We start from the raw sequence: 24,783 nt of genomic DNA, 5'->3' as shown, positions 1-24,783 counted from the left end.
CGGTTCACAGCGCGTCCGGTGCACTCAACGTAAGCCATTCCGCGAATTTTGCGACGTCGCCGATTTCGTGGAAGTCGATCGCGACGAAGTTCGGCTTGCGTCGGGCCGCCGGGCGGCAGTGATCCATATATCGGCTGGACAGGCGTTCAAAGCGGTTGTCGACTCCGGCATGCGGAGAAAAGGGCACGCCGTGGAAGTGATTCATCGTGAATAAGGGGCGCCAGCCGGGCTTCCCTTCGATCGTGGACCGGTCGAGCCTTCGACCTTTCCCGGCCCAGCGGCTATAGCAATCGTAGTCGTGTTGCAGGAAGGTCGTGCCGAGGCTCCAGTAGTTCTCGACGGTGTACTCGATGCTCGGCAGGATGTGCGCCACGCCGGTGCCTGTCCGGAAAGAGCCCGTATTCGTCTCGCTGAGGCTGAAGATCAACAGGCGCTCACCGCTGTCCCGTAGTTGCCGGTACGTGGGCCATGACGGTGTTTCCCATGCCTGCGGATCGAAGGTCCTGCCAGCCAGTCGCGGAACGAGGGCGAGTTCGTCCGACAGCTGTTCGAACGTCGTCGTGTCCTCGAGGTGAAGGCTGACGATGGCCTCGGTGTCCTTGTCCAGGAACGGCAGGATGCTGTCATTGAGCAGGTCGGCCAGGGTGGCCGAATCTTCACCGGTGCAGACCTTGTGGCAAAGCCGCACGCGTCCTTGCGAGAAGTGCAGGTCCAGCATCAGTCCGCGAACTCCTTCGGCAAGCTGGACGTCGATGGTCTGGCTCTGATTGGGAATCAACCCGTTGCTGGTGAACGCGTTGTGCGTCGTCACCCAGCTGTACTGGTCGAATGGGCGCTCCATGTCGTCGGGTGTGCGGGCGGGTGCCGGAGCGGCCACGGCGAGAAGGAGGCAGAGTGCGGCGTAACGGGGCATCGTCATGAGGCGGGCTGTGCGCTATGTGGAAACCACAGACGATAGCCAGCCGCGCACCGGGTCTACTGTCAGCGTATGACCCGGGTAGGGGTAGGTCGATTCAGCGCTGGCATGCCGGGCAGTAGAACGATGCGCGCTGGCCGAGCGTGATCACCTTGATCGGCGTTGCGCACACCTTGCATGGCTCGCCCGCGCGCCCGTAAGCAAACAGTTCCTGGAAGAAATAGCCAGGTGCGCCATCCGGTGCGAGGAAATCGCGCAGCGTGGTGCCGCCACGGGTGATCGCATGCGCGAGGATGCGCTTCACTTCGCCGGCGAGCCTGGCATAGCGCTCCCGCGATACCTTGCCCGCCGCACGGCGCGGATCGATGCCTGCGGCGAACAACGCTTCGCTTGCATAAATGTTGCCTACGCCGACGACGACAGCGTTATCCATGAGGAAGGTTTTCACCGACGCGGTTCGGCCACGGGAGAGCGTCCACATCAGGTCGCCGTGGAAATCGTCGGTAAGCGGTTCTGGCCCGATGCCGTCGAGCAGTTCGTGCGTCTCACCCGGCATCTGCCAGAGCAGGGCACCGAAACGGCGCGGGTCGGTGAAGCGCAGCACGCGACCGGTATCCATGGCGATGTCGACGTGATCGTGCTTGCCGATCGGCGTATCCGCCGGGAGCACGCGCAGCATGCCGGACATGCCCAGATGGAGCAGGGCGGTGCCTGCCTGCGTACGCAGCAGCAGGTACTTCGCGCGGCGATCCACCTCATCGATCACCTGCCCGGGAAGCAGGGTGGAAATTTCCGGTGGAATCGGCCAGCGCAGATCGGGGCGTCGCAGCACGACGCCGGTGACGCGGTGTCCCTCCAGGTAAGGAGCGATGCCGCGACGGGTGGTTTCAACTTCGGGAAGCTCGGGCATGCCTGGAAGATGGGGCGCGTGTGGGCGTCGGGCAAGCGCGGGCTGCGCTTACCGGATCGGCTTCATGGTGGTCGGGAGGGCTTGCGTCCGCGGTGCGCGGGGCAAGGCCTGCGCCGGGACGAAGGCGATGCGCTGGCCGACACGGGCATAGCGTTGCTTGCCCAGGGCAGTCATCTCGCCGAAATCGATGCGAGTCCCATCGACCGTCAGCGTGGCGATCGGCGGTGCGAGTCCGATCTTGGTGGGGTCGAAGTCGCCGGCGGACTTCCACTCGGCCACCGGGGTCGCCACCAGGGAAGCCAGTTCTTCCGCCCGGCCTTCATCCGTCGTGGTGGTATCGAGGTTCACCCAGCGGCCGTCGCGTCGCTCGAACCGTTGGTCGGGCAGGCCCTTCAGCGACACGGCCATATGCGTCGCGGTATCCGGATCGAGGGCGGTGAGCATGTGTTCGCGCGCGTCGGCCTCGTCGGCGTGCCATTGCCAGCCGACGGCGGCAAGCAGCAGCACGACAACGGCGACGATGCCGATCCGCGGCGTCACCACGTCAGCGCTTCCGTCGACGCCATGCGATGCCCGCGCCGAAGCCGATAAGCAGCAAGGGCAAGGCGATCAGGAAGCCGAAGGTGATTGCGTTGAGTTCATCCTGCGAGAGCGAGATGACCCGGTCCGGTGCGCCGCGCGTAGGCAGGTCCACCAGGACGTCGTCACCGAGCAGCCAGTCGACGATGCGTTCACCCAGGGCGCGGTTGCCGCCATTGCCGACATAGGTGTTGGAGATGAAATCGCCGTCGCCGATGACCACCGCGCGCTGCTCGCTCTTGGCCGGGCTTGGCGAGAGTCGGTTGAGTGCGAAGCCGAAATCCAGGGGCCCCTTCAGTTCGCCGGTTTCCGGATGGAAGGCGATCGTCGAGGGCTTGTCGTTATCGATGCCGTCGAAGGCCGTCCAACTGCGCTCGCCCGAGCGCAGGAACGGCACGACCGCCCAGTCGTGATCGCTCACCTGGGCGAGTGCGGCCACTTGCGGGAACAGGCTGGTGTCGCGGAATCCGCGCGTGATGGCATGGAACGGGTAGTCGCCGACCACGACGATGCGAGGATCGTTGACGTTGAGCGTGCTGCCCTGTCCGTCGACCAGTACACCGGGAAGGACGCGCACGCCCAGCACGTCGGCGAGCGTGCCGGTGCCGAGATCCGCATTGCCCGGCTCGGCCAGCCACAGCAGGTTGCCGCCTGAGCGGACATAGTCGACCAGGGCGGCGATGCTGCCCGCCGGCAGCGACGCCGTGGGGCTCGCGAGCACGACCAGGTCGGTGTTCTCGGGTACGCCCCGGGTCTGGCTGAAATTCAGTGGCACGGCGCGTATGCCACGACGTTCGACCTGGCCCATGAAGGTGCCCAGGTCGGCGTTGGCGCGACCGTCGGCCTGGCGCTCGCCGTCACCGGTGACAAAGGCGACGATACGCTCACCGCCACGGGCGAGGCGCTCGAGCGCGTTCGACAGGTTGCGTTCGTTGATCGGGCTTTCGACGCGTTGTTCGCGGCCGGCGTAGCGAACGAGCAGGGCACCGTTACCGGCGATACCGAGCTGGCGCGATGCGGCGGGATCGAGGTCGGGATCGACGAAGGACAGGGTGAGGTCTTTCTTTTCGCGTGTGTATCGCTCCATGACGGCGGCGACTTCTTCGCGCAACGGACCGGTCGGCGAGAGGTAACCGACGACCTCGACCGGTCCCTTCAGTGTCTTGAGGACGGCGACGCTCTCCGGTGCAAGACTCGCTCGCGCGCCGCGTGTCCAGTCGGATGTCCAGACATGGCGGGAGCTGAGGAAGCCGATGCATCCGGTCGCAATGACCAGGGCGAGCAGGATGAGCCAGCGATCGAGGCGGCGCATTACTGACGCTCCCTGTCGCCGCCAAGGCGGCGGGTGGCGAGAATCAGCGACAGCGCGATGGCGAGCGCGAACCAGACCAGGTCGCTGGAGACGACCAGGCCGCGCAGCAGGTTCTGCAGGTGCGTGGCCATGGTCAGCCACTCGAGGAAGCCGCCGCTCACGCCGGCGGCCTGCGCGCCGCGATCGACCGTCCAGAGCACGAGGGTGACGATCAGCGCCATCGCCGCCGAGATCGCCGGGAACGATGTCGCGGCCGAGCAAGCCACGCCAATGGCGGCCAGGGTGGCCAGCAACAGGGCGGTGCCGAGGGTCGCCGCGGCGAGCTTGCCCCAGTCGGCGGTCGACTCGGCGCCGACCAGGAGGGGCATGGCCAGCGTCGCCAGAAGCCACAGACCGAGCCAGAGGAGGACGGCGAGATACTTGCCGACGACGATCCGCCAGGGGGCGAGCCCGGTCGACGCCAGGAGGGCCAGGGTGCCGGTCCGACGTTCGCCGGCGAGCAACGACATGGTCATCAACGGGACGACCAGGAAGGAAAGCTTGGCCAGTTCGGCGAGCAGGGGAATGGCGACGAGGTCGGTGAACCCCGGCGCGTCCGCCATGCCGGCGAGTTTCACCTGGGCACCGAGGAACTGGCCGAGCCCGAGGACGAAGCTCCAGGCCAGCCAGGCGATGGTCAGGGCGGCGATCGCCCAGGCAAGCGGGCGTACCGCGAGCCGGCGCAGTTCGAGTCGGGTCACCGCTCCGAGGCTCATGCGCCTGCTCCCGTCGCGATCCCGAAAAACGTGGATTCCAGCGTCTTGCCGCCAGCGTCGTCCCGGAGCGGCGCGTCGTGGCGAAGGCGGCCCTCGTGCAGGATCGCTACCCGGTCGCATACGGCCACGACTTCGCCGAGGACGTGGGTGGAAAGGATCACCGCGACCCCGGCCGCGGCCCGCTCGCGGATGAGCTTGCGCAATTCGCCGATCTGCACCGGATCCAGCGCATTGGCCGGCTCGTCGAGGATCAGCAAGGCTGGCTCATGGACCAGTGCGCAGGCCACGCCGAGGCGCTGGCGCTGGCCCTGGGACAGCACGCCGGCGAGCCGGCGGCGCAGGTCGCCCAGCTGGAGCCGGGCGATGATCGTATCGGCGGCCTTGCGGGCGGCCGCTCGCGAGGCGCCGCGAAGCCGGCAGAAGGCGAGCAGGTGCTCGTCGACGGACAGTTCCGGCCACAGGGGCGCCGCCTCGGGCAGCCATCCCACCAGGGACTGGGCGATGCCCGGGTCGGCGACGAAGTCGCGGCCATCCAGGGTGATGCCCCCCGATTCCGGGCGCAGGGCGCCGGCCAGCATGGACAGCGTGGTCGACTTCCCGGCGCCATTGACCCCGAGCAGGCCGAGGACTTCACCGCGGTTCAGGGAAAATGAGACGTCGGCGACCGCCGCACGCCCGGCCCGGCGCCGGGAAAGCCCGGTGACGTTCAGGAGCGGGGTATCGGTCATGCGGCTACGTCGCCGAACAACCGGCTATTCGCAGGATCGTGTGGCCAACGTGCGGGCGGTACGAGGCATGTCTGAACGACTGGGAGAAAGCTCATGCGGCGATTGTGCGCAAAGGGCTTCGGTTCCCACAACCTTCGGCTTCACATTTCGGTGAAGAACGTGCTGGTGGGTATGGAAACGGGTGGTTAGACTACCAATATACACTTGTACTTTCCCTTCACTCCCCGCGCGGTACCGACTAAATGTTCGACACCCTGCTCGATTTCCTGGCCAACGGTCTCTCCCGCGCAAGCTGGGGCGAAATGGTGGTCTACATGCTCGTGGTCACGCAGCTCACCATCTTCACGGTGACCCTGTATTACCACCGGAGCGCGACCCATCGTGGCGTGGATTTCCACTGGACCCTCAACGGCTTCTTCCGTTTCTGGGGCTGGCTGACCACGGGCATGGTCGTGCGTGAGTGGGTCGCGATCCACCGCAAGCACCACGCCAAGGTGGAGACCGAGGAAGATCCGCACAGCCCGCAGGTGTTCGGCATCAAAAAGGTCTTCTTCGACGGTGTCGCCCTTTACCGTGAGGCCAGTTACAACAAGGCCGATATGGAAAAGTACGGCCGCGGCACGCCGGACGACTGGTTCGAGCGCACCCTGTTCGGCAAGCACCCGTACTGGGGCCCGACACTGATGGCGATCATCAACGTCTCGCTGTTCGGTGTCGTCGGCATGGCTTTGTGGGCCATCCAGATGGTCTGGATCCCGTTCTGGGCTGCCGGCTTCGTGAACGGTATCGGTCACTGGTGGGGTTACCGCAACTTCGAAAGCTCCGACACCGCGACGAACATCTCGCCGTGGGGCTTCTGGATCGGCGGTGAGGAACTGCACAACAACCACCATGCCTTCCCGAGCTCGGCGAAGTTCGCCCTGCGCAAGTGGGAGTTCGATATCGGCTGGGCGGCTATCTGCACGCTGCGTGCCGTGGGCCTGGCCAAGGTGTTGCGCGTCGCGCCGACCCTGAACATTCGTCCGAACGTCCACCTGCCCGACGCCGAGACGCTCAAGGGCGTGCTGGCGCTGCGTTTCCAGGCCACGACGGACTACTACCGCAACGTCATCCTGCCGACCATGCGCGAAGAGGTCAGCCAGGCCGGTGACAGCGTGAAGTCTGTGCCACGCCGCGTGCGTCGCGCCCTCGCCGATGGCGGTCGCTGGCTCGACAACGATGCCCGGGAGCGCATGCATGCCGCCCTGGCCAACCGCCCGGCGCTGACCACGGTGTGTGAGTTCCGTGCGCGTCTGGTGGCGCTGATGGAAGAGCGGGGCGCCGACAAGGCGCTGAAGTCCCTCCAGCAGTGGATCGTCGAAGCGGAGCAGAGTGGCATTCGCTCGCTGCAGCAGTTCGCTGAGCGGCTGAAGGGGTATTCGGCGGTCGGTGCGTAAACGCATCGCTTCCGGTAAAGGAAAGGCCCGCCAATGGCGGGCCTTTTTGTTGGGCGGTGCTTGTTGCTGGCTCGCCTTCGGCCTCGCGGCGGGGCTCGCCTTCGGCCTCGCGGTGGGGCTCGCCTTCGGCCTCGCACTGACGCGCTTGGTAGGAACCGATTCATCGGCGATGGGTGCTTGCGGTACAGCCGCTTCGTTGCCGTGACAGCCGGCTTGTTGCGGTGCATAGCCTCATTCGCGATAAGAGGCGCTGAGGGTTCGCGGACAAGTCCGCTCCTACGCGCGCGGCGCTGGCGCCGCGCGTGATCAAGCAAAAAAAAGCCGCCTTTCGGCGGCTCTTTTTTACTTGATCTTGCCTTCCTTGTACTCGACGTGCTTCCGGATGACGGGGTCGTACTTCATGAACACCATCTTTTCCGGCGTGTTCTTCTTGTTCTTGTCCGTCGTATAGAAGTGCCCGGTTCCCGCGGTGGAAATCAGGCGATGCTTATCACGCTTACCAGCCATGTTCGATCTCCTTAGATCTTTTCGCCACGGGAACGGAGGTCGGCGAGCACGGCGTCGATGCCGTTCTTGTCGATCGTGCGCAGCGCGTGGTTCGAGATGCGCAACTTGATCCAGCGGTTCTCGCTGGCGACCCAGAAGCGACGCTCGTGCAGGTTCGGCAGCCAGCGGCGACGGGTGCGATTGTTTGCGTGCGAGACGTTGTTACCGGTCTGCACACCCTTATTGGTGACTTGGCATCTACGGGCCATGACGACCTCCTTTAGATAATTTGACCGCCCTTTGGCCAGGACGGCATCGGCCCAGCCGCGACCCATGGATACGGGGCGCCACGCGATGGCTGGAGGGGGTGGCGCATTCCCGCCGCTGAGGCCCGCATCGCGTGACGGACCTGCCCGACGAATCGGGTCGGCATAGGGAAGCCGGGCATTCTCTCAGAATCCCACGTGTTCACGCAAGCCGGACTGTGCGGCGCCCGGGGTTGTGTGAAACAATCCCCGCTTTCGTGCCTCCGCACGAAGCCGCCTACAAGACGCCTTTCCGAGGAACACGCAATGGCAGACATCACCCCCAACGGCCAGGCCGGCCAGCCGCAGCTCGTCCTGCAGAAGATCTACGTCAAGGACGCTTCCTTCGAAGCGCCGAACGCGCCCCAGGTCTTCCAGGAAATGGGCGAAACCGAGGCCCAGCCGCAGGTCCAGCTCAACCTGGGCCACAAGGCCGTCGACCTCGGCAACGAGCAGTTCGAAGTGGTCCTCAGCCTGACCCTGACCTGCAACCTGGGCGAGCGCACGGCGTATCTCGCCGAAGTGCACCAGGCCGGCATCTTCGGCATCGGTGGCTTCACCAGTGAAGATCGTGACGGCATCCTGGGTTCGTACTGCCCGAACCTGCTGTTCCCGTATGCCCGCCAGATGGTCTCCGCGATGATCCAGGAAGGTGGCTTCCCGCCGTTCCTGCTCCAGCCGATCAATTTCGATGCCCTCTACGCCGAACAGCAGCGTCAGCAGGTCGAGGGCGCCGGGGCCCATACGCTCAACAGCTGAGTGATGACCTCCGTCTCCCGACCCACCGTCGCCGTCCTCGGCGCCGGTTCCTGGGGCACCGCGCTGGCTGCGCTGCTGGCGCGCAACGACGTCCCCACGAGGTTGTGGGGGCGCGATGCCGATGCGCTCGCGGCCATGGCCGCGTCGCGTCGTAACCTGCGCTACCTGCCCGACCTGGACCTCCCGACCGAGCTCAGCTACGAGGCCGACCTGGCCACGATCGTGCGCGGGGCGGACATTGTCCTGATCGTCGTGCCGAGTCACGCGTTTGCCTCGATGCTCGACGACATCGTGCCCATGCTCGATCCGGGCACGAAAATCTCGTGGGCCACCAAGGGCTTCGAGACCGGTACCGGTCGGTTCCTGCATGAACTGGTGAATGAAAAGCTGCCCGGGCGACCGGCGGCGGTCATCACCGGGCCATCGTTCGCGCGCGAAGTGGCGGCCGGCCTGCCCAGTGCCGTCACCGTGCATGCCACGGATGACGCCTTCGGCAAGGAATTGGCCGTGTTGCTGCACGCGCCGGATTTCCGCGCCTACACGGGCAACGACATCCTGGGTGCGGAACTCGGCGGCGCGATGAAGAACGTGCTGGCCGTGGCGACCGGCGTGGCCGACGGCATGGAGCTCGGGCTCAACGCCCGTGCCGGCCTGATCACCCGAGGCATGAACGAGATGCTGCGCCTGGGCGTGGCGCTCGGCGCCCGTGCCGAGACCTTGATGGGTCTGGCTGGCCTGGGCGATCTCGTTCTCACGTGCACGGGCGATCTCTCTCGCAACCGCCGCCTGGGTCTCGCCCTGGGTCGCGGTGTGTCGCTCGACGAGGCCATCCGCGAGATTGGCCAGGTCGTCGAGAGCGTGGTCACGGCGGATGAAGTGGCCCGCCTGGCGGGTTTCCACGGGCTCGATCTACCCATCGCGGCGGCGGTACGGTCCGTTCTGCATGGTGAGGTCACCCCCGTCCAGGGCCTGCGCGCCCTGATGGGACGCGAGCAAAAGCCCGAATACCCGGTCGACCTGTTCGGTCATCGCCGCAGCTGACGCCGCGGTGCGCCGGCCGACGTCCCCCGCTTCGCTGAACCGGGGCGGTCCTCAGGAAAAAAGTCTTACGGGCACGTTCTGCTGCCTTTGCTAAGCTTCCTGTTTTGATCGTGCGGGCGGGATCGATACGGATGCATCAACCGGACGACAAGCGCAAACGAAACGACGTGGCAGCACCGCTGCCGCTGGCGTGGCAGCGTGTGCTGGGCCAGGCCGAGCCGGCGGTGGCTGGCGAGCGCAGCGTGCTCGGCTTTTTCCTCGAGGCCATCAACGACGACCACGAGCCGGCGGCTCGTCTGGACGTAGCCCCCGTGCTGCTTACCCTCGGTGCCGATGGCCGCTACTCGCGACCGATCCCACTGGATAGCCGTCATCTGCCCGAGGCGCCGCTCACCGACACCGAGCGCCGTCTCGCGGCGACGCTTCTCGGCCTGCCGCAGACCCTGCGCAAGAGCCGCAGTTACGCGCGCTTCGCCGGCTCGTTGGGCGACCACCTTCTTGCCGACATCCTCGACGCCGCCCCGTGCTTCTTCGGGGGCGTGGCTGGCCTGCACCTCTCGCGCGGCAAGCTGCACCCCCTGACCTGGCGTTGGAATCTCGAAAAGGACGGTGGCCAGAAGCTGGTCCCGGCCGTACCGCCAAGCCAGCGACTGTTCCGCATCGGCTCGCTCTGGTATCTCGATGCCGAGCATGCGGAAGTTGGCGCCCTTGAAGCTGACGCCGCCGAAAGCGCGTGGCTCGACCTGCCGCCCCTGGCGCCGGAAAACACGGCGGTGTTCCGTGCCGAGCTCGCCTCGACGCCCATGGGGCCACGTGTGCCCGCACCTCAGGTGTTCGGCGAAATGCGCCGTGCCGAGGTTTCGCCGCGCCCGGTCCTCGTCCTGCACGCGCTCACCCGTCACGCGCGGCTGGCGGCAGGTACGCCGCCGCTGGCCTACGGCAGGCTTGCCTTCGATTACGCCGGCGAACGCCTGCCGGGTCGTGGCGGCGAGCCCCTCGTACGTCGCGTGCGCAACGGCGTGCTGCTCGAGATCTGCCGTCGTCGCGCCGAAGAACTGTCGACCATGGAGACGCTGGAAGGGGCCGGCCTCAATCCAGCCGTCGACACCGAGGGCCTCCCTTGGGATATGGCCGACACCTTGCCCGATGACGCCTGGCTGTTCCCCGGTAAGGGCTACGCAGGCGCCCTCGAAGTGAATACACCCGCACGCTGGCTGGCGCTGCGACCGAAGCTCGAAGCCGACGGCTTCCTGCTCGAATACGCGCCCAGCTTCCCCTTCGAGGTCCTCGAAGGGCCCGTGCGTTGGTATGGCAAGGCGAACGAAGACGAGGCTGACCGCGCTTTCGATCTGGAAATCGGTATCGATGTCGAAGGCAAGCGGGTCAACCTCTTGCCTGCCGTCGCGCAGGCGCTCGCCGAGCATCAGCTCAGCCTGAGTCCTGCACCGGGCGAAGCCGAAGATTCGGTCTGGTATGCGCCGGTCGATGAGCGCCGCCGTGTACCGGTGCGCCTGAAAGAGTTGCGTGGCCTGCTTGCGCCGTTGGCCGAATACCTCGAAAAGCCTCGCCAACAGCTGCATCTGCCGCGCGTGCAGGCGGGACGTCTCGAAGAGCTCGTCCAGGCCTTGCCCAGCGGAGGTTCGTTCGAGGCGCCGGAGCGTCTGCGTGGTTTCACCAAGCGTCTGCGCGAAGCCGCCGAGCGCGCCAGCGACGCTGTGCCCGCCGGTCTCAACGCGGAGTTGCGCGGCTACCAGCGCGACGGCTTGCGCTGGATGAATGCGCTCGCCGAAGCCGGCACGGGTGGCGTGCTCGCGGACGACATGGGTCTGGGCAAGACGCTGCAGCTGATCACGCATCTGCTCGCGCTGAAGGAAGCGGGGTCGCTCACCGCGCCCGCCCTCGTCGTCGTGCCGACCAGCCTCGTGCCGAACTGGGTGTCCGAAGTCGCGCGGTTTGCACCGAGCCTGCGTCTGCTGGCGTTGCACGGCCCCCAGCGTGCCGAAACCTTTGCCCACATGGGTGAGTACGACGTGATCCTCACCACCTACGCCTTGCTGCCGCGTGACGTGGAGACTCTGAAGAAGCAGCCTTTCTCGCTGGTCGTCCTCGACGAAGCGCAGCAGGTTAAGAATCCCCGTACGCAGGCGCGTCGTGCCTTGCTTGCCATGAAAGTGCCGCGCTGCCTGTGCCTCACCGGTACGCCGCTTGAGAATCATCTGGGCGAACTCTGGTCGCAGGTCGATCTCGCCGTGCCTGGCTTGCTGGGCGACGAGGGCGCGTTCCGTCGCCATTACCGCGGGCCGATCGAAAAGCACCAGGACGTCGAGTGCCAGGAGCGGCTCAATCGTCGCATCGCGCCGTTCATCCTGCGTCGTACGAAGGCGCAGGTCGCCTCGGAGCTGCCGGCGAAGACGGAGATCACGCGTCGCGTCGTCATGGAACCGAAGCAGCGCGATCTGTACGAAAGCCTGCGCCTGTCGCTCGCGGAAGAATTGCGCGAGGTGATTGCCCAACGCGGCATAGCCCACAGCGGCATCATTGTGCTCGACGCGCTTCTGAAGCTGCGCCAGGTCTGTTGCGATCCGCGACTGGTGAAGCTCGAAGCCGCGCGGGGCGTGCGAGAATCGGCCAAGTTCGAACTGTTGATGGACATGCTGCCGGCCTTGCTCGCCGAGGGCCGTCGCGTGCTGTTGTTCAGTCAGTTCACCGAGATGCTGAAGCTCATCGCGGTGGAACTCGATCGTCGTCGCCTCAGCTACGTCACGCTCACCGGCGAGACGCGCGATCGCGCCGAACCCGTGCAGCGATTCCAGGACGGCGAAGTGCCGCTCTTCCTGCTGTCGTTGAAGGCGGGTGGCGTGGGTCTCAACCTGACCAGTGCCGACACCGTGATCCACTACGACCCGTGGTGGAATCCCGCTGCCGAAGCGCAGGCGAGCGATCGTGCGCATCGCATCGGGCAGGACAAGCCAGTGTTCGTCTACCGCCTGATCACGGTCGGCACCGTCGAAGAGCGCATCGAAGAGCTGAAAGCTCGCAAGGCCGAACTCGCCGATGCGGTGCTGGAAGGTGGCGGCAGTCGCGAGCGGCTGAGTTTCGACGAGAGCGACCTGGACGCGTTGCTCGCACCTTCGGTGTGAGCCACCCGGCTTGAGGTAAGGGCGACCTGGAGGCCTCCGGAATGCGTGGGCGTCGCTCGCGCAGCTTGTAATCCATGGGTCACGTATCGTAACGTATGGGTTACGGTCGCTCCATGTACGAGATCATCCATAGTGAAGTGTTTCGCCGCTGGATTAACGGTCTTCGCGACAGGGGCGCACGAGGGCGGATCGACGTCCGTCTTCGTCGCCTCTCCCTGGGGCACCTGGGCGACGTAAAGCATGTTGGAGAGGGTGTTCGCGAGATGCGCGTCGATTACGGGCCCGGATATCGCATTTACTTCATCCATCGAGCCGCGGTACTTATTGTTCTTCTCTGCGGGGGCGACAAGCGGACGCAGCAAAGCGACATTCTGCGGGCAACCACGCTCGCGAAAGCTTGGGAAAAACACGCATGCAAGAGAAGTTCACTCGGTGGGATCCCGTCGAACGGCTTGTCACTGAGGCCGATCAAATGGCTTACCTCAATGCGAGTCTCGAAGAGGATCCAGGCGACGGCAGCCTCATTCGTGCTGCTCTCGGAGATATCGCGCGGGCACGCGGTATGAGCCGCGTTTCGCGCGCGGCAGGCATATCGAGAGAGGGCCTCTACCGTGCGCTATCGGTGGACGGCAATCCTGAATTCGCCACCGTCATGCGCGTCATGCGCGCGCTGGGTTTGCACCTGCGCGCGACATGACGATGCGACTCAGCGTCGAAGCGGCGTACCGCCGGCTTCGACGATCGCCAGTGCCGCACCACCGATCAGGCCCGGCTCCGGGTTCATGATCGCCTGGGTGGGCACCTGTTCCATCGAATCGCGGAAGCGACCCTTGGCTTCGAAGCGCTCGCGGAAATTACCCTTCTGGATCCACGGCAGCAGGATCGGCGTCATGCCGCCCGTGAGGTAGACGCCATCCCACGCACCGAGCGTGAGTACGAGGTCACCAGCGACGCTGCCGAAGATGCCGGCGAAAGTCTCGACGGCGCGGCCACACATCGGGCAGGTTTCGTCGGTCGCGCGCTTGGTGACTTCCTCGGGCGTGATGCCTTCCTGCGGCTTCTGTCCGGAGATCTCACAGATGGCTTCGTAAAGATTCACAAGGCCCTGGCCGCAGATCAGGCGTTCGTTGGAAACACGGCCGTAGCGCAGGTTGAGGACCTTGAGGATCTCGATGTCCTCGGCGCTGTGCGCGGCGAAGCCGGCATGGCCGCCTTCGGTCTGCAGCACGCTGACCTTGTCACCGCGGATGAGCAGGCCGCCGACGCCGAGGCCCGTGCCCGGGCCGACGACGACGAAGGTCTGCTCGTCCTTGGCGCCGATCTTCGGCACACCGAGCTTGCCGACCGGCACGAGGTCCTGATGACCATCGGCGCTCTTCTCGTCGGTCATCAGCATCACCGCCATGGACTGCGCGGCGAAGTCGTTCACCAGATGGACCCACTCGAGGTCGAGTTCCTTGGCGAGGCTCTTGGCCGAGATGGCCCAGGGATTGTTGGTGACCTTGACGGTCTCGCCGTTATCGATGCGGCCGGCGGCGGCGATGATGGCGCGCTGTGCCTCGTGGCCGGCGTCCTTGAAGTACTGCTTGGCCGCATCGCCCAGCGAGGCGTAGTCCTTGACGTGGTACTTGCGCACGCTTTCCTGGATAAGCGGTTGATCTTCATCCGGATGCGCGATGCCGAAGCGCACGTTGGTGCCGCCGAGATCGGCGAGCAGGGTAGGCGCCTTCGCGCTCACGTTGGCCATGTTTGAGAAACCTGTCATGTCACGGAAGCTCGCAAGGGTGCCTCGCGAGGGGGCTGGCGTCTAGTGAGGGATTGCTCTGCATCACGTTCACACGCACAGCGCTTCCTGGATGTGACAGGCTAACCGACACTTTGACGTAAACGATTACGTCGGCAGAATACCGCATTGCCCAGGTCAATGGCAGGCAGTTGCCTGACAGACCGGGACCCAACGGGAGAGTGAGTGATGGCAGCGGTCCGCCTGGACAAGGTGCGCAAGGTTTATCCAAACGGCCACGTGGCACTGAAGGAGGCGAGCTTCGACATCGCTGACGGTGAACTCCTCGTGCTGGTCGGCCCGTCAGGCTGCGGCAAGACGACGCTCCTGCGCATGATCGCCGGCCTCGAATCGATCTCGGGCGGCACGATGATGATCGGCGATCGGGTGATCAACGATGTCCCGCCGAAAGATCGCGACATCGCGATGGTGTTCCAGAACTACGCGCTGTATCCGCACATGACCGTGCGCGAGAACCTCGGATTCGGTTTGCGCCTGCGCGGTGCATCGAAGGAGGAGATCGACCGTCGCGTCGCCACCGCGTCCGACATGCTCGGTCTCGACGAGCGGCTCGATCATCGGCCCGCAGCACTCTCGGGCGGGCAGCGGCAGCGCGTCGCGCTGGGGCGTGCATTGGTCCGCGATCCCTCGGTGTTCCTGCTCGACGAGCCGCTGTCGAACCTCGACGCGAAGCTGCGCCTGTCGACGCGCGTGGAAATCGCGCGCATCCATCGCCGGGTCGGCGCCACCATGGTCTACGTCACGCACGACCAGATCGAAGCGATGACCCTTGGCCAGCGCATCGTGGTGCTCAACGGCGGCGTGATCCAGCAACTCGACACACCGATGAACCTCTACAACAAGCCGGCGAATCTGTTCGTGGCGGGTTTTCTCGGTAGCCCGGCGATGAACCTGTTCCACGGCACGTTGCGCCGTGCAGACGGGCTTCGGCTGGAGATGAAGGAGGGTTCCGTGTTGCTCGGTAGCGATGCGTCCGCGTTGGCGGCGTACGTCGACAAGCCGCTGGTGGTCGGTATCCGTCCGGAAGATCTGCTCACCGTGGCGGATCATGCCGGTGTCGATGAGCGGCTCAGGGCCCATGTGGACGTGGTCGAGCCTGTCGGTAATGAGGTCTTCCTCAACATGCGTCACGCGGGCGACGAGCTCGTATCGCGCGTTCCGCCGTCTTCCTCCGTGCAGCCGGGCAGCGAGATCGCGTTGGGATTCCACACGGAGCGCCTGCATTTCTTCGATCCCGAATCCACGGCGCGGATCGATGCCGCATGATCTTGTTGTGAATAAGAACCATTCTTATTAAGATGCGGCGACATCACCCCTGAGGTGGTGCGAACACTCCCCTAAACCGGCCGCCAGCCGGAGGCACGATGCCTCCTTCGCAAGCTCCCGAACCGTGCTCTCACGGGCACGACCTTGCGAAGGAAGCATCACGTGTTGCCAAAGAATGCCCTCGCTGCGCTCATCGGCGCGGCGCTTGCCTGCCCGCTCGCCGCGCTCGCCGCCGCCGTCGCTCCGACGACCACCGACGATCTGCCGCGTATCACCGTCACCGCCATCGGATCGGCCTTCAAGTTCGACGTGCCGGCCACGGTCTCGGTCATCGACCGGCAGAAGATGGATCGGCACCTGGTTGCCGACATTCGCGATCTGGTGAAGTACGAACCGGGCGTTTCCGCCGTCGGAACAGCCGGACGCTGGGGCCTGGACAGTTTCAATATCCGCGGCCTCGACGGCAATCGCGTCGCCATCCTCACCGACGGCGTCTCGGCTTCGAGCTCGTTCGGTTTCTCGACCACGGGCATGCGAGCCGGTCGCAGCTTCGTCGATCCCGACACCTTGAAGAGCGTCGAAATCGTTCGCGGGCCGGCCTCCGCACTCGATCCGTCCGATGCACTCGGCGGTACCGTCCGTTACGTCACGAAGGATCCGTCGGACTACCTGCGTGACGGCAAGGACGTCTATGTCTCGGTGAAGGAGCGCTACAGCAGTGCGGATCGTTCACTGGGCACGTCGCTCACCCTCGCGGGCGGCACGCCGACGAACGGCATCGTCTTCGTGGCCGACCACCGCGAAGCCAGCGCCCTGAACAACAAGGGCGACATCGACAGCGCGAACTACCTGCGGACGCGTCCCGATCCCCTCTCGCAGAACACCACCAGCGTGCTCGGCAAATATGTGCATGTCGCAGCGTCCGGTCGCGAGGACCGCGTCACGGCCGACTTGTACCGCAACAACGTCAATACTGATGTGCTCAGTGCCCTGGGCCAGGCCGGGACGACACGTCTGCTCAGCGATCAGGCCAACGACCGCGCGACACGCACGCGTTTTTCGGTGGGACAGCGGTACGCGAACATCGACCTGGGCATCGCCGATCGCCTCGAGTGGGACGTGTACTGGCAGAAGTCGGAGACGGAATCGACTACGCGCACGCTGGCGAACGTACCGTCACGCAATGCGACCTACGACCGGCTTTATCTGAGCAACCTCGACGAACGACTCTTTGGCGGCAAGGCCACGCTGTTCAAGTCGATCACCGGCGGTAGCGTGGAACAGCGCATCGCCTACGGCATGGAAGCATCGCGAACCACGCCGACGGGGGATCTCGGTGGTGAAGGGCGCGACGTGCGCACGGGCACCGTGTCGAGCAACACGCCTTACATGCCGGAGAACTATCCGTTGCGCTTCTTCCCGCGCAACGATACCGATCGCTACGCCTTGTTCGCACAGGACGAGATTGCCTTGCTGGAGGGCAAGCTGCGCATTACGCCGGGCGTGCGGTGGGATCACTACGCGTTCAAGCCGGACATGTCCGACCCGTACTACAACAGCTCCTTCGTGCAGGATGGCCTGGGTAGCGTGAGGAAGAGCCGCTTCTCGCCCAAGCTCGGAGTGTCGTATGCGGTGACCGACACCATCGAGATCTACGGCCAATATGCCCAGGGCTTCCGCCCGCCGCTCTACAACGAGTTGGCGGTCGCCTGGGGTACGCCGCGCCTGTACGGCATCGTGCCCAATCCGTCATTGAAGCCTGAGACGAGCAAGGGCGTCGAGATCGGCGTTCGCGGCAACGGTGATCTCGGGTACTTCGCCACGAGTGCGTACTACAACCGTTACCGCAACTTCATCTACGGCGGCTACACGCTCGATCGCAGCCAGTGGCCGCAGTGGGCGCTCACGCAGAACCTGCTGATCGTGATGCAGTCGGTGAACTTCCCCAAGGCGACGATCAAGGGCGTCGAAGCCTCGGGCGGCCTGCGCCTCGGCGCGTTCAGCGACCTGCTGCAAGGCTGGCGTATCGAGGGCAACCTCGCCGCCGCGAAGGGCGACAAGCAGGTCATCGGGCAGTCTGGCTGGTCGCCCTTGAACAGCGTCGATCCCTTGACCGCCGTGCTGGGCATTGCCTACGACGCGAAGACGTGGGGCCTCGAGCTGCTCGGCAAGGGCGTGCGTCGCAAGTCGCGCCTGGATACCTCGACCATCTTCCGGGCGCCGGGTTACGCCACCCTCGATCTCTATGCGCACTGGAAGCCTATCGAATCGCTGGAGCTCATGGGCGGCTTCACCAACCTCGCCGACCGCAAGTACTGGGATTGGGGTTCGTTGCATGGCGGCGTGTTGACCAACGTCGCGACGGGTGGCGGCATCGACGATGCCCAGGTCCGCAATGCCCAGATCGAACGCCTGACCATGCCGGGTCGCGCCGTGACCGTTTCGGCCCGCTACACCTTCTGAGGAGTCGACGCCATGCAAGACATGCCAACCCCATCCGCCCCTCGTATCGATATCCCTGCCTTGATCAGCGACTGGCGTCGCCTGCGCGAAACGGAGCCCGGCCTTCGCGCACGCGATGCGGCGGAACGCCTCGGTGTGAGCGAAGGCGCGCTCGTGGCAAGCCGCGTGGGAGACGGCGTCACCCGACTCGAGGGTGAGCTGCCCGACCTCATCCGCGAGCTACCGTGCCTGGGCCGGGTGATGGCGCTCACGCGCAACGCCTACTGCGTGCACGAGAAGAAGGGCAGCTACGACAACATCGACATCGGTGGCGTCATGGGCATCGTGCTGGACGAGGATATCGACCTGCGGCTGTTCCTGCGGCATTGGCGTTACGGATTCGCGGTGCGCGAGATGTCGCGCGGTCGCGACCTGGAAAGCCTGCAGTTCTTCGACGGCGATGGCCGCGCCGTGCACAAGGTCTACGCTGTCGATACGACAAACCGGCCGGCGTGGCGCGCGCTCGTTCATCGTTACACGGCCGCGGTGCAGTCGCCGCTGATCGACTGCGTTGTCGTCGAGGACCCCTTGCCATCGCGGCTGGAGGACGCCGCAGTGGATGTCGACGCACTGCGCGATCACTGGCGGGCCCTGCGCGATCCACACGACTTCTTCGCCCTACTCAAGAAGCACAAGGTGACGCGCACGCAGGCGCTTCGTCTGGTAGGCGACGAGTTCGCCACGCGCGTCGATGACGGCGCCATGCGTCAGGTACTCGAGCGTGCGGCAAGTGGTGGCGAGCCCTTGATGATCTTCGTCGGCTCGCCGGGTGTCGTGCAGATACACACCGGGCCGGTGCACACGGTGAAAATGGCCGGCTCTTGGCTCAACGTGCTCGACGACGGGTTCAATCTTCATCTGCGCAGCGATGCCATCGCGAGCAGCTGGGTCGTGCGCAAGCCCGTGCCCGAGGGCATGGTGACGTCGCTCGAGCTGTACGCGGAAGATGGCACGCAGATCGTGCAGACGTTCGGCAAGCGGAAGCCGGGCATACCCGAGCGTGACGACTGGCGGGCGCTGCTAGCAACGCTGGAGGTGCGCCCATGAAGCACGTCACTGTGGCCGCCGCTTTGGCAGCGAATGAGAAAATGGGGGAGCCGATTCATCGGCGAAAAGCCAACGGAGCGAAGATGCTGCAACGTCTGTCGCCGCTGAAGCGGCTCCCACACAAAGCCGGCCTGCTTGTTGCATTGCTCGGGTTCGGCATCTCGCTGGGTGCATCCGCCGCTACGCGCATTGTTTCGCTCGGTGGCGACGTCACCGAGACGATCTACGCGATCCATGCCCAGGATGAACTGGCCGCCGTCGATAGCACCAGTACCTGGCCCGAGGCGGCGCGCAAGCTGCCGGATGTCGGCTACGTGCGTCAGCTCAGTGCCGAGGGCGTGCTGGCCTTGCGGCCCGACCTCATCCTCGCCACGCATGATGCCGGTCCTGCCACGGTGATGACGCAGCTACGTGACGCGGGCGTCCGGATCGAGACCTTGCCGGCCTCGCGAAGCGCCGCCGATATCGAAAGCAAGATCCGCACGATCGGTCGACTGACCGGGCACGACAAGGAGGCGGCCGTGCTCGCCACCGAGGTCGCGCGCCAGTTCGCCTCCCTGGCTAGCGCGGTCGCGGCCATGCCGTCCCACCCGCGGACGGTGTTCCTGATGTCGACCGGGCAGGGCAGTCCGATGGCGGCGGGTCGCGAGACGGCCGCGGATCGTGCGATTGCGTTGGCTGGTGGTCTCAATGCGGCGACGGGGATCGACGGCTATAAGGCCGTATCGCCCGAATCGCTGGCGGCGATGAAGCCCGACGTTATCCTGTTGATGAAGGAGCGGGAGGAGGCGGTCGGTGGCATGGCCGGTGTCCTCGTCATGCCTGGCATCGCCGACACACCGGCGGGCAAGGCGAGGCGCGTCTACTTCGTCGAGGGTCAGGCGCTGCTCGGTTTCGGACCGCGCACGGCTGCCGCCGCAAGCGATCTGCAGCAGCGCTGGGCGCACCTGGCGCCATGAATGCGGTGACCGCCGTCTTGCCCAGACCGCACTCGCGTCGTCGCGCCGCGCTGGCCACCTTGTTCGCGATGCTCCTGGCCTCGTCACTGTGGAGCCTGTCGCGCGGGGCGATCGATATTCCCGCGAGCGAGGTGGTCGCTGCGATCGGTCGATGGTTCGGCGGGGCAGCCGCGCACGGCGACGACAACGTCGTGCTCATGTTGCGTGTGCCCCGCCTACTGCTGGCGATGCTGGTGGGTTCGGCGCTGGCAAGCGGAGGCGCGACGATGCAGGGGCTGTTCCGCAATCCGTTGGCGGACCCCGGCCTGATCGGCGTGTCGGCCGGTGCGGCGCTGGGCGCGGTTGCCGCCATCGTGCTTGGTGGTTCATCCGGTTCATGGCTGGTCGCGGCCCTCGCGTTCGTCGGCGGGCTCGCCGCAACCTCGCTGGTGTACGCGCTGGGGCGTCGGCATGCCGGCGTCGCCAACCTGCTGCTCGCTGGCGTCGCCGTCAATGCGATCGCCATGGCTGGCGTGGGCCTGTTGACGTACATGGCCAACGAAAACCAGCTGCGCGACCTGACATTCTGGTCGTTGGGCAGCCTCGGCGGTGCCAGCTGGAAGAGCATCGCGACGATCGCGCCGTGGATCCTCCTGCCTCTGGCCTGCCTGCCGAGGGCGGCGCAGGCCCTCAACGCGCTGTTGCTGGGGGAGGCTGAGGCGACCCTGCTCGGCTTCCGGCCCGAACGCCTCCAGCCGCTGCTGGTCGGGCTGGTCGCGCTTGCCGTGGGTGCGTCGGTGGCCTTCAGCGGTGTGATCGGCTTCGTCGGTCTCGTGGTCCCCCACCTGCTGCGTATGGTCTTCGGTCCCGATCATCGCTTCCTCCTCCCAGGTTCCGCCCTGGGCGGTGCCATCCTGTTGGTGGCCGCCGATGCACTGGCGCGTACGGTCGTCGCGCCCGGCGAGCTGCCGATCGGCGTCCTCACCGCCCTCGTCGGCGGTCCGTTCTTCCTTTGGCAGCTGTTGCGTCGCCGGATCGGCGAGGGCGTGCGATGAACCCTGGGGGCGTTCTCTGTGCGAGGCGCTTGCGTGTATCACGCGGTGGCCGATCGATCCTGCGCGACGTCTCGCTTGCCGCGGTGCCGGGACAGCTGCTCGTACTCGTCGGGCCGAACGGCGCCGGCAAGAGCACCCTGCTCTCGACGATGGCTGGGCTGCTCCAGCCCGATGAGGGTCAGGTGATGCTCGATGGCAGGCCGCTGGCGGCATGGCCGTTACGTGAGCTGGCCCGGCGTCGCGCGATGCTCTCCCAGCGCGTCGACCTGGCGTTCGGCTTCAGCGTCGAAGAAGTCGTCGGGCTCGGACGAAGCCCGCACGTGCCGGACATCGTCCGGGACGATCGCATCGTCGATGCGGCGCTGCGAGCCGCGCACGCATGGGGCTTGCGTGGAAGGCGCTACACGGACTTGTCCGGTGGCGAAAAGCAGCGCGTGCAGCTTGCCCGCGTGCTCGCCCAGATATGGGAGGCGGCGTCCGCAGGTGGCTGGTTGTTGCTCGATGAGCCCGAGGCAGGCCTGGATATCGCCCACCAGCACTTCATCCTGCGTCGGGCCCGCGCCTGCGCGGCGGCGGGCTTCGGCGTCATTGCGGTATTGCATGACCTGAACCTGGCGGCCCGCTACGCCGATCGGGTCGCCGTGCTCGCCGATGGGGCACTGCTGCGTCATGGCGAGCCCGGGGAGGCGCTGGACCCCGGCTTGCTGTCGGCCATCTATGGCATCCCGCTGATGCGCCGCGCGGGAGGCGCCATCGACGTCCTCTAGGAATGCCCGGTAGGGGGCGATCACGGCCTGCGACGCTTTGGCTGCGCGGCAAGCCCGTCGCCGGGAGTAAAATGGGCGGATCGCTACTGAGCAGGCAGCCGTCCCATGACCTTCCCCGCCGTCCGTATGCGCCGCATGCGCCGCGACGCCTTTTCCCGCGCGCTGATGCGCGAGAACGTGCTCACCGTGTCCGACCTGATCATGGTCGCCTTCATCGTCGAAGGAGAGGGCGTGCGCCAGCCGGTGCCCTCGATGCCAGGTGTCGAGCGCCTGTCGATCGACGAACTGGTGAAGCTGGGGGCGGAATGTGTCGCCCTCGGTATCCCGGCACTCGCCCTGTTCCCTTCGGTCGATGGCTCGGCGAAAACCGAGGATGCGCGCGAGGCGTGGAACCCGGAGGGTCTGTTCCAGCGTGCCACGCGCGAACTGAAGCGCCGGTTTCCCGATCTTGGACTGATCGGCGACGTGGCGCTCGATCCATACACCACGCACGGTCAGGACGGCTTGATCGACGACGACGGCTACGTGATGAACGAGCCGACGGTCGAGGCCCTGATCAAGATGTCGTTGGCCCAGGCAGAGGCCGGCATGGACTTCGTGGCGCCGTCGGACATGATGGATGGCCGCATCGGTGCCATCCGCGAAGCGCTCGAGGACGCCGGTTACATCCATACGCGCATCCTGGCTTACTCGGCGAAGTACGCATCGAGCTTCTACGGGCCCTTCCGCGACGCAGTCGGCTCATCGGCGAATCTCGGTAAGGGCAATAAGCACACTTACCAGATGGATGTCGGCAACAGCGACGAGGCCATCCGTGAAGTCGAGCTCGACCTGGCCGAAGGCGCCGATGCCGTGATGGTCAAGCCGGGTCTGCCCTACCTCGACATCGTGCGCCGCGTGAAGGACACCTTCGGCGCGCCGACCTTCGTCTACCAGGTCAGCGGCGAGTACGCGATGATCAAGGCCGCCGCGCAGAACGGCTGGCTCGATGAAAAGGCTGTCGTCATGGAGTCCCTGCTCGCGATGAAGCGCGCCGGCGCAGACGCGATCCTGACCTACTTCGCGCTCGATGTGGCCCGCTGGCTAAAAGCCTAGACGATGTGGGAGCAGCAACCAGCCATCCTCCATAGCCGTTTCATCCAAATCGCCAACCCTTCCCCGTGACATAATCGAAGACGATCTTTCGGGAGTCACGGGATGGATGGACATCATTTCCTCGAGACGGCAGTCGTCTTCCTGCTGGCAACGGTTATCGCCGTTCCGCTGACCAAGCGATTCCGTCTCGGCGCCGTCCTGGGCTATCTGCTGGCGGGCGTGGTGATCGGCCCTTCGGTGCTCGGCCTGGTGAGCGATACCGCCGGCGTCGCCACGATCTCCGACTTCGGCGTGGTCCTGATGCTCTTCGTCATCGGACTCGAGCTTTCACCTTCGCGACTGTGGGTGATGCGCCGCGCCGTGTTCGGCAGCGGCAGCCTGCAGGTCCTCACCTGCGGTCTCGCCCTCGGCGTCATGGGGTACTTCCTGTTCGGCCTGACCTGGAAAGCAGCCGTCATCGTCGGTGGCAGCCTCGCGCTGTCCTCGACCGCCTTCGGTCTGCAGATCCTCGCCGAGCGCAAGGAAGCCGGCACCGTTTATGGTCGACAGGCCTTTGCCATCCTGCTCTTCCAGGATCTGGCCGCGATCCCCCTGATCGCCGCCGTGCCCCTGCTCGGGGGCGCGCTGGCGCGCGATGCGCACGCGCCGGACCTCATGAGCGTCATCCGCGTGGTCGGCACGATCTTCGCCGTGATCGTCGGTGGTCGCCTGTTGTTGCGTCACGTGTTTCGTTTCGTGGCGCGCGCGAAGAGCACCGAGGTCTTCACCGCCACGGCGTTGCTCGTGGTAATGGGTACGGCCTGGCTGATGGAACTCGCCGGTATTTCGACCACCCTCGGCGCCTTCCTCGCCGGCCTGCTACTCGCCGACTCCGAATACCGCCACGAGCTGGAATCCAACATCGAGCCGTTCAAGGGCTTGCTGCTCGGTCTGTTCTTCGTCAGCGTCGGCATGTCGGTCGACCTTGCGTTGCTCGTTGCCCAGCCGCTGGTCGTGCTCGGCATGGTGGCCCTGCTCCTGGTCGTCAAGGCGGGCCTGATCGTGCCTCTTGGCAAGGTGGTCGGTGGGCTCACCTCGGCCGATTCGGTTCGTCTTGCGGCGGTACTGGCCAGCGGCGGCGAGTTCGCCTTCGTTATTCTCAACCTCGCCCAGCAGAAGAGCCTGATCGACGATAGCCAGCGCAACCTGATGGTCATGGCTATTTCGCTTTCGATGGCGCTCACCCCTTTGCTGGTACTGGCGGCGTCCCGGCTGGTGCATGAGCGCGTGCGCAAGCCCGACCGCGCTTTCGATACGATCGAAGCCGATACGCCGCGCGTCATTATTGCGGGTTTCGGACGCATGGGGCAGATCGTCGCCCGCGTGCTGCGCGCGCAGGGCATTCAGTTCGTCGCCCTCGAAAGCTCGGTGGAGCAGGTTGAAACCTCGCGCCGCTTTGGTGGCACGTCGCTGTTCTTCGGTGACCCGGGTCGGCCCGAAATGTTGCGTGCGGCGCAGGCCGACAAGGCCGAAGTCTTCGTCATCGCCACCGACGATCCCGAGGCGAACATCCGCACCGCGCGCCTGGTTCGCCGGCAGTACCCGAACCTGAAGATCGTCGCCCGTGCGCGCAATCGCCAGCACGCCTTCCGGTTGATGGATATCGGCGTGGAAGACCCCGTGCGCGAGACGTTCTACTCCAGCCTCGAGATGACCCGCCACGTGCTCGAATCGCTCGATATGCCGCCGGAGGTCGTCGAGGCGCGCATCGCGCGTTTCCGCAAGCACGACAGCCAGGTGCTGCGTTCGCAGTACCTCGTCTACGACGACGATGCGGCGCTCATACAGAGTTCGAAGGACGCGCTCCACGATCTGCAGCAGTTGTTCGAAGCCGATGCGGTCGAGGAGCGGGTGCGCGAGGAAGACCACTGAGTTTGCGGGCGGAGCCCAGTGGCTCAGCCCC

24 protein-coding genes are annotated in these 24,783 nt (G+C 65.6%); 15 read left to right on the top strand and 9 right to left on the bottom strand.

Annotation, left to right across the window (positions count from 1 at the left end):
* Window positions 1-4 precede the first annotated feature (4 nt).
* The 6 genes from BJI69_RS05475 to BJI69_RS05450 all read right to left on the bottom strand — a co-directional run bounded on the left by BJI69_RS05475 (window position 5) and on the right by BJI69_RS05450 (window position 5,200).
* Complete coding sequence (locus BJI69_RS05475) at window positions 5-919, bottom strand: phosphoinositide-specific phospholipase C-related protein (protein WP_052767050.1); 915 nt, start codon at window positions 917-919, stop codon at window positions 5-7.
* Window positions 920-1,013: 94 nt separating this feature from the next.
* Entirely contained in the window at window positions 1,014-1,826 is an 813-nt protein-coding gene (gene mutM / locus BJI69_RS05470; RefSeq protein WP_046966528.1) for a bifunctional DNA-formamidopyrimidine glycosylase/DNA-(apurinic or apyrimidinic site) lyase, read from the bottom strand.
* A 48-nt stretch (window positions 1,827-1,874) separates the two neighbouring features.
* On the bottom strand, window positions 1,875-2,369 hold the full coding sequence (locus BJI69_RS05465) for a hypothetical protein (protein WP_046966529.1): 495 nt from the start codon (window positions 2,367-2,369) through the stop codon (window positions 1,875-1,877).
* A gap of 1 nt (window position 2,370) precedes the next feature.
* A complete protein-coding gene (locus BJI69_RS05460; protein ID WP_046966530.1) occupies window positions 2,371-3,717 on the bottom strand; it encodes a GldG family protein in 1,347 nt (448 codons plus the stop codon).
* A complete protein-coding gene (locus tag BJI69_RS05455; protein WP_046966531.1) occupies window positions 3,717-4,472 on the bottom strand; it encodes an ABC transporter permease in 756 nt (251 codons plus the stop codon). The genes BJI69_RS05460 and BJI69_RS05455 overlap by 1 nt, the downstream gene beginning before the upstream one ends.
* Window positions 4,469-5,200 carry an ABC transporter ATP-binding protein gene (locus tag BJI69_RS05450; RefSeq protein ID WP_046966532.1) on the bottom strand — a complete coding sequence of 244 codons (732 nt, stop codon included), beginning with the start codon at window positions 5,198-5,200 and terminating at the stop codon, window positions 4,469-4,471. The genes BJI69_RS05455 and BJI69_RS05450 overlap by 4 nt, the downstream gene beginning before the upstream one ends.
* A 242-nt stretch (window positions 5,201-5,442) precedes the next feature.
* Here BJI69_RS05450 and BJI69_RS05445 point away from each other — a divergent pair, with 242 nt between their 5' ends.
* Window positions 5,443-6,636, top strand: a complete 1,194-nt coding sequence (locus tag BJI69_RS05445; protein WP_046966533.1) for a DesA family fatty acid desaturase — start codon at window positions 5,443-5,445, stop codon at window positions 6,634-6,636.
* The gene (locus tag BJI69_RS22220) at window positions 6,629-6,841 is read left to right on the top strand and encodes a hypothetical protein (RefSeq protein WP_125902987.1); all 213 of its coding nucleotides are present in this window, start codon (window positions 6,629-6,631) and stop codon (window positions 6,839-6,841) included. The genes BJI69_RS05445 and BJI69_RS22220 overlap by 8 nt, the downstream gene beginning before the upstream one ends.
* Window positions 6,842-6,978: 137 nt before the next feature.
* Here BJI69_RS22220 and rpmG read toward each other — a convergent pair whose 3' ends face one another.
* Window positions 6,979-7,143: a 50S ribosomal protein L33 gene (gene rpmG, locus BJI69_RS05440; protein WP_046966534.1), complete on the bottom strand. Its 165-nt coding sequence runs from the start codon at window positions 7,141-7,143 to the stop codon at window positions 6,979-6,981.
* Window positions 7,144-7,154: 11 nt separating this feature from the next.
* Entirely contained in the window at window positions 7,155-7,391 is a 237-nt protein-coding gene (gene rpmB / locus BJI69_RS05435; RefSeq protein WP_046966535.1) for a 50S ribosomal protein L28, read from the bottom strand.
* A gap of 303 nt (window positions 7,392-7,694) precedes the next feature.
* Here rpmB and secB point away from each other — a divergent pair, with 303 nt between their 5' ends.
* The 5 genes from secB to BJI69_RS05410 all read left to right on the top strand — a co-directional run bounded on the left by secB (window position 7,695) and on the right by BJI69_RS05410 (window position 13,064).
* Window positions 7,695-8,186 carry a protein-export chaperone SecB gene (gene secB / locus BJI69_RS05430; RefSeq protein ID WP_046966536.1) on the top strand — a complete coding sequence of 164 codons (492 nt, stop codon included), beginning with the start codon at window positions 7,695-7,697 and terminating at the stop codon, window positions 8,184-8,186.
* 3 nt (window positions 8,187-8,189) lie between these two features.
* Window positions 8,190-9,227, top strand: a complete 1,038-nt coding sequence (locus BJI69_RS05425) for an NAD(P)H-dependent glycerol-3-phosphate dehydrogenase (RefSeq protein WP_046966537.1) — start codon at window positions 8,190-8,192, stop codon at window positions 9,225-9,227.
* A 131-nt stretch (window positions 9,228-9,358) separates the two neighbouring features.
* Window positions 9,359-12,367 carry a DEAD/DEAH box helicase gene (locus BJI69_RS05420; RefSeq protein ID WP_046966538.1) on the top strand — a complete coding sequence of 1,003 codons (3,009 nt, stop codon included), beginning with the start codon at window positions 9,359-9,361 and terminating at the stop codon, window positions 12,365-12,367.
* Between the two features lie 95 nt (window positions 12,368-12,462).
* Entirely contained in the window at window positions 12,463-12,933 is a 471-nt protein-coding gene (locus BJI69_RS23000; RefSeq protein WP_071924885.1) for a type II toxin-antitoxin system RelE/ParE family toxin, read from the top strand.
* A complete protein-coding gene (locus BJI69_RS05410) occupies window positions 12,840-13,064 on the top strand; it encodes an addiction module antidote protein (protein ID WP_233260074.1) in 225 nt (74 codons plus the stop codon). Before BJI69_RS23000 ends, BJI69_RS05410 begins: the two co-directional genes overlap by 94 nt.
* 9 nt (window positions 13,065-13,073) lie before the next feature.
* Here the strand turns inward: BJI69_RS05410 and glk are convergent, their stop codons facing one another.
* The gene (gene glk / locus BJI69_RS05405; protein ID WP_046966540.1) at window positions 13,074-14,114 is read right to left on the bottom strand and encodes a glucokinase; all 1,041 of its coding nucleotides are present in this window, start codon (window positions 14,112-14,114) and stop codon (window positions 13,074-13,076) included.
* Between the two features lie 225 nt (window positions 14,115-14,339).
* Here glk and BJI69_RS05400 point away from each other — a divergent pair, with 225 nt between their 5' ends.
* The 8 genes from BJI69_RS05400 to BJI69_RS05365 all read left to right on the top strand — a co-directional run bounded on the left by BJI69_RS05400 (window position 14,340) and on the right by BJI69_RS05365 (window position 24,752).
* Window positions 14,340-15,437 carry an ABC transporter ATP-binding protein gene (locus BJI69_RS05400; protein WP_046966541.1) on the top strand — a complete coding sequence of 366 codons (1,098 nt, stop codon included), beginning with the start codon at window positions 14,340-14,342 and terminating at the stop codon, window positions 15,435-15,437.
* Between the two features lie 162 nt (window positions 15,438-15,599).
* Window positions 15,600-17,900 (top strand): TonB-dependent hemoglobin/transferrin/lactoferrin family receptor, encoded by a 2,301-nt coding sequence (locus BJI69_RS05395; protein WP_052767051.1) that lies wholly within the window; start codon window positions 15,600-15,602, stop codon window positions 17,898-17,900.
* 12 nt (window positions 17,901-17,912) lie between these two features.
* The gene (locus BJI69_RS05390; RefSeq protein ID WP_078023018.1) at window positions 17,913-18,986 is read left to right on the top strand and encodes a hemin-degrading factor; all 1,074 of its coding nucleotides are present in this window, start codon (window positions 17,913-17,915) and stop codon (window positions 18,984-18,986) included.
* A gap of 83 nt (window positions 18,987-19,069) precedes the next feature.
* A complete protein-coding gene (locus BJI69_RS05385) occupies window positions 19,070-19,945 on the top strand; it encodes a heme/hemin ABC transporter substrate-binding protein (RefSeq protein ID WP_046966542.1) in 876 nt (291 codons plus the stop codon).
* Between the two features lie 17 nt (window positions 19,946-19,962).
* Window positions 19,963-20,979, top strand: coding sequence for a FecCD family ABC transporter permease (locus BJI69_RS05380; protein WP_244890712.1), 1,017 nt, complete (start codon window positions 19,963-19,965; stop codon window positions 20,977-20,979).
* 29 nt (window positions 20,980-21,008) lie between these two features.
* Window positions 21,009-21,746, top strand: a complete 738-nt coding sequence (locus BJI69_RS05375) for a heme ABC transporter ATP-binding protein (RefSeq protein ID WP_211258462.1) — start codon at window positions 21,009-21,011, stop codon at window positions 21,744-21,746.
* A 105-nt stretch (window positions 21,747-21,851) separates the two neighbouring features.
* Complete coding sequence (gene hemB, locus BJI69_RS05370; RefSeq protein WP_046966545.1) at window positions 21,852-22,841, top strand: porphobilinogen synthase; 990 nt, start codon at window positions 21,852-21,854, stop codon at window positions 22,839-22,841.
* A 102-nt stretch (window positions 22,842-22,943) separates the two neighbouring features.
* Complete coding sequence (locus BJI69_RS05365; protein WP_046966546.1) at window positions 22,944-24,752, top strand: monovalent cation:proton antiporter-2 (CPA2) family protein; 1,809 nt, start codon at window positions 22,944-22,946, stop codon at window positions 24,750-24,752.
* Window positions 24,753-24,783: the final 31 nt, after the last annotated feature.

Source organism: Luteibacter rhizovicinus DSM 16549, assembly GCF_001887595.1.
GTDB lineage: Bacteria > Pseudomonadota > Gammaproteobacteria > Xanthomonadales > Rhodanobacteraceae > Luteibacter > Luteibacter rhizovicinus.
This window is presented reverse-complemented; position numbering and strand designations above follow the sequence as displayed.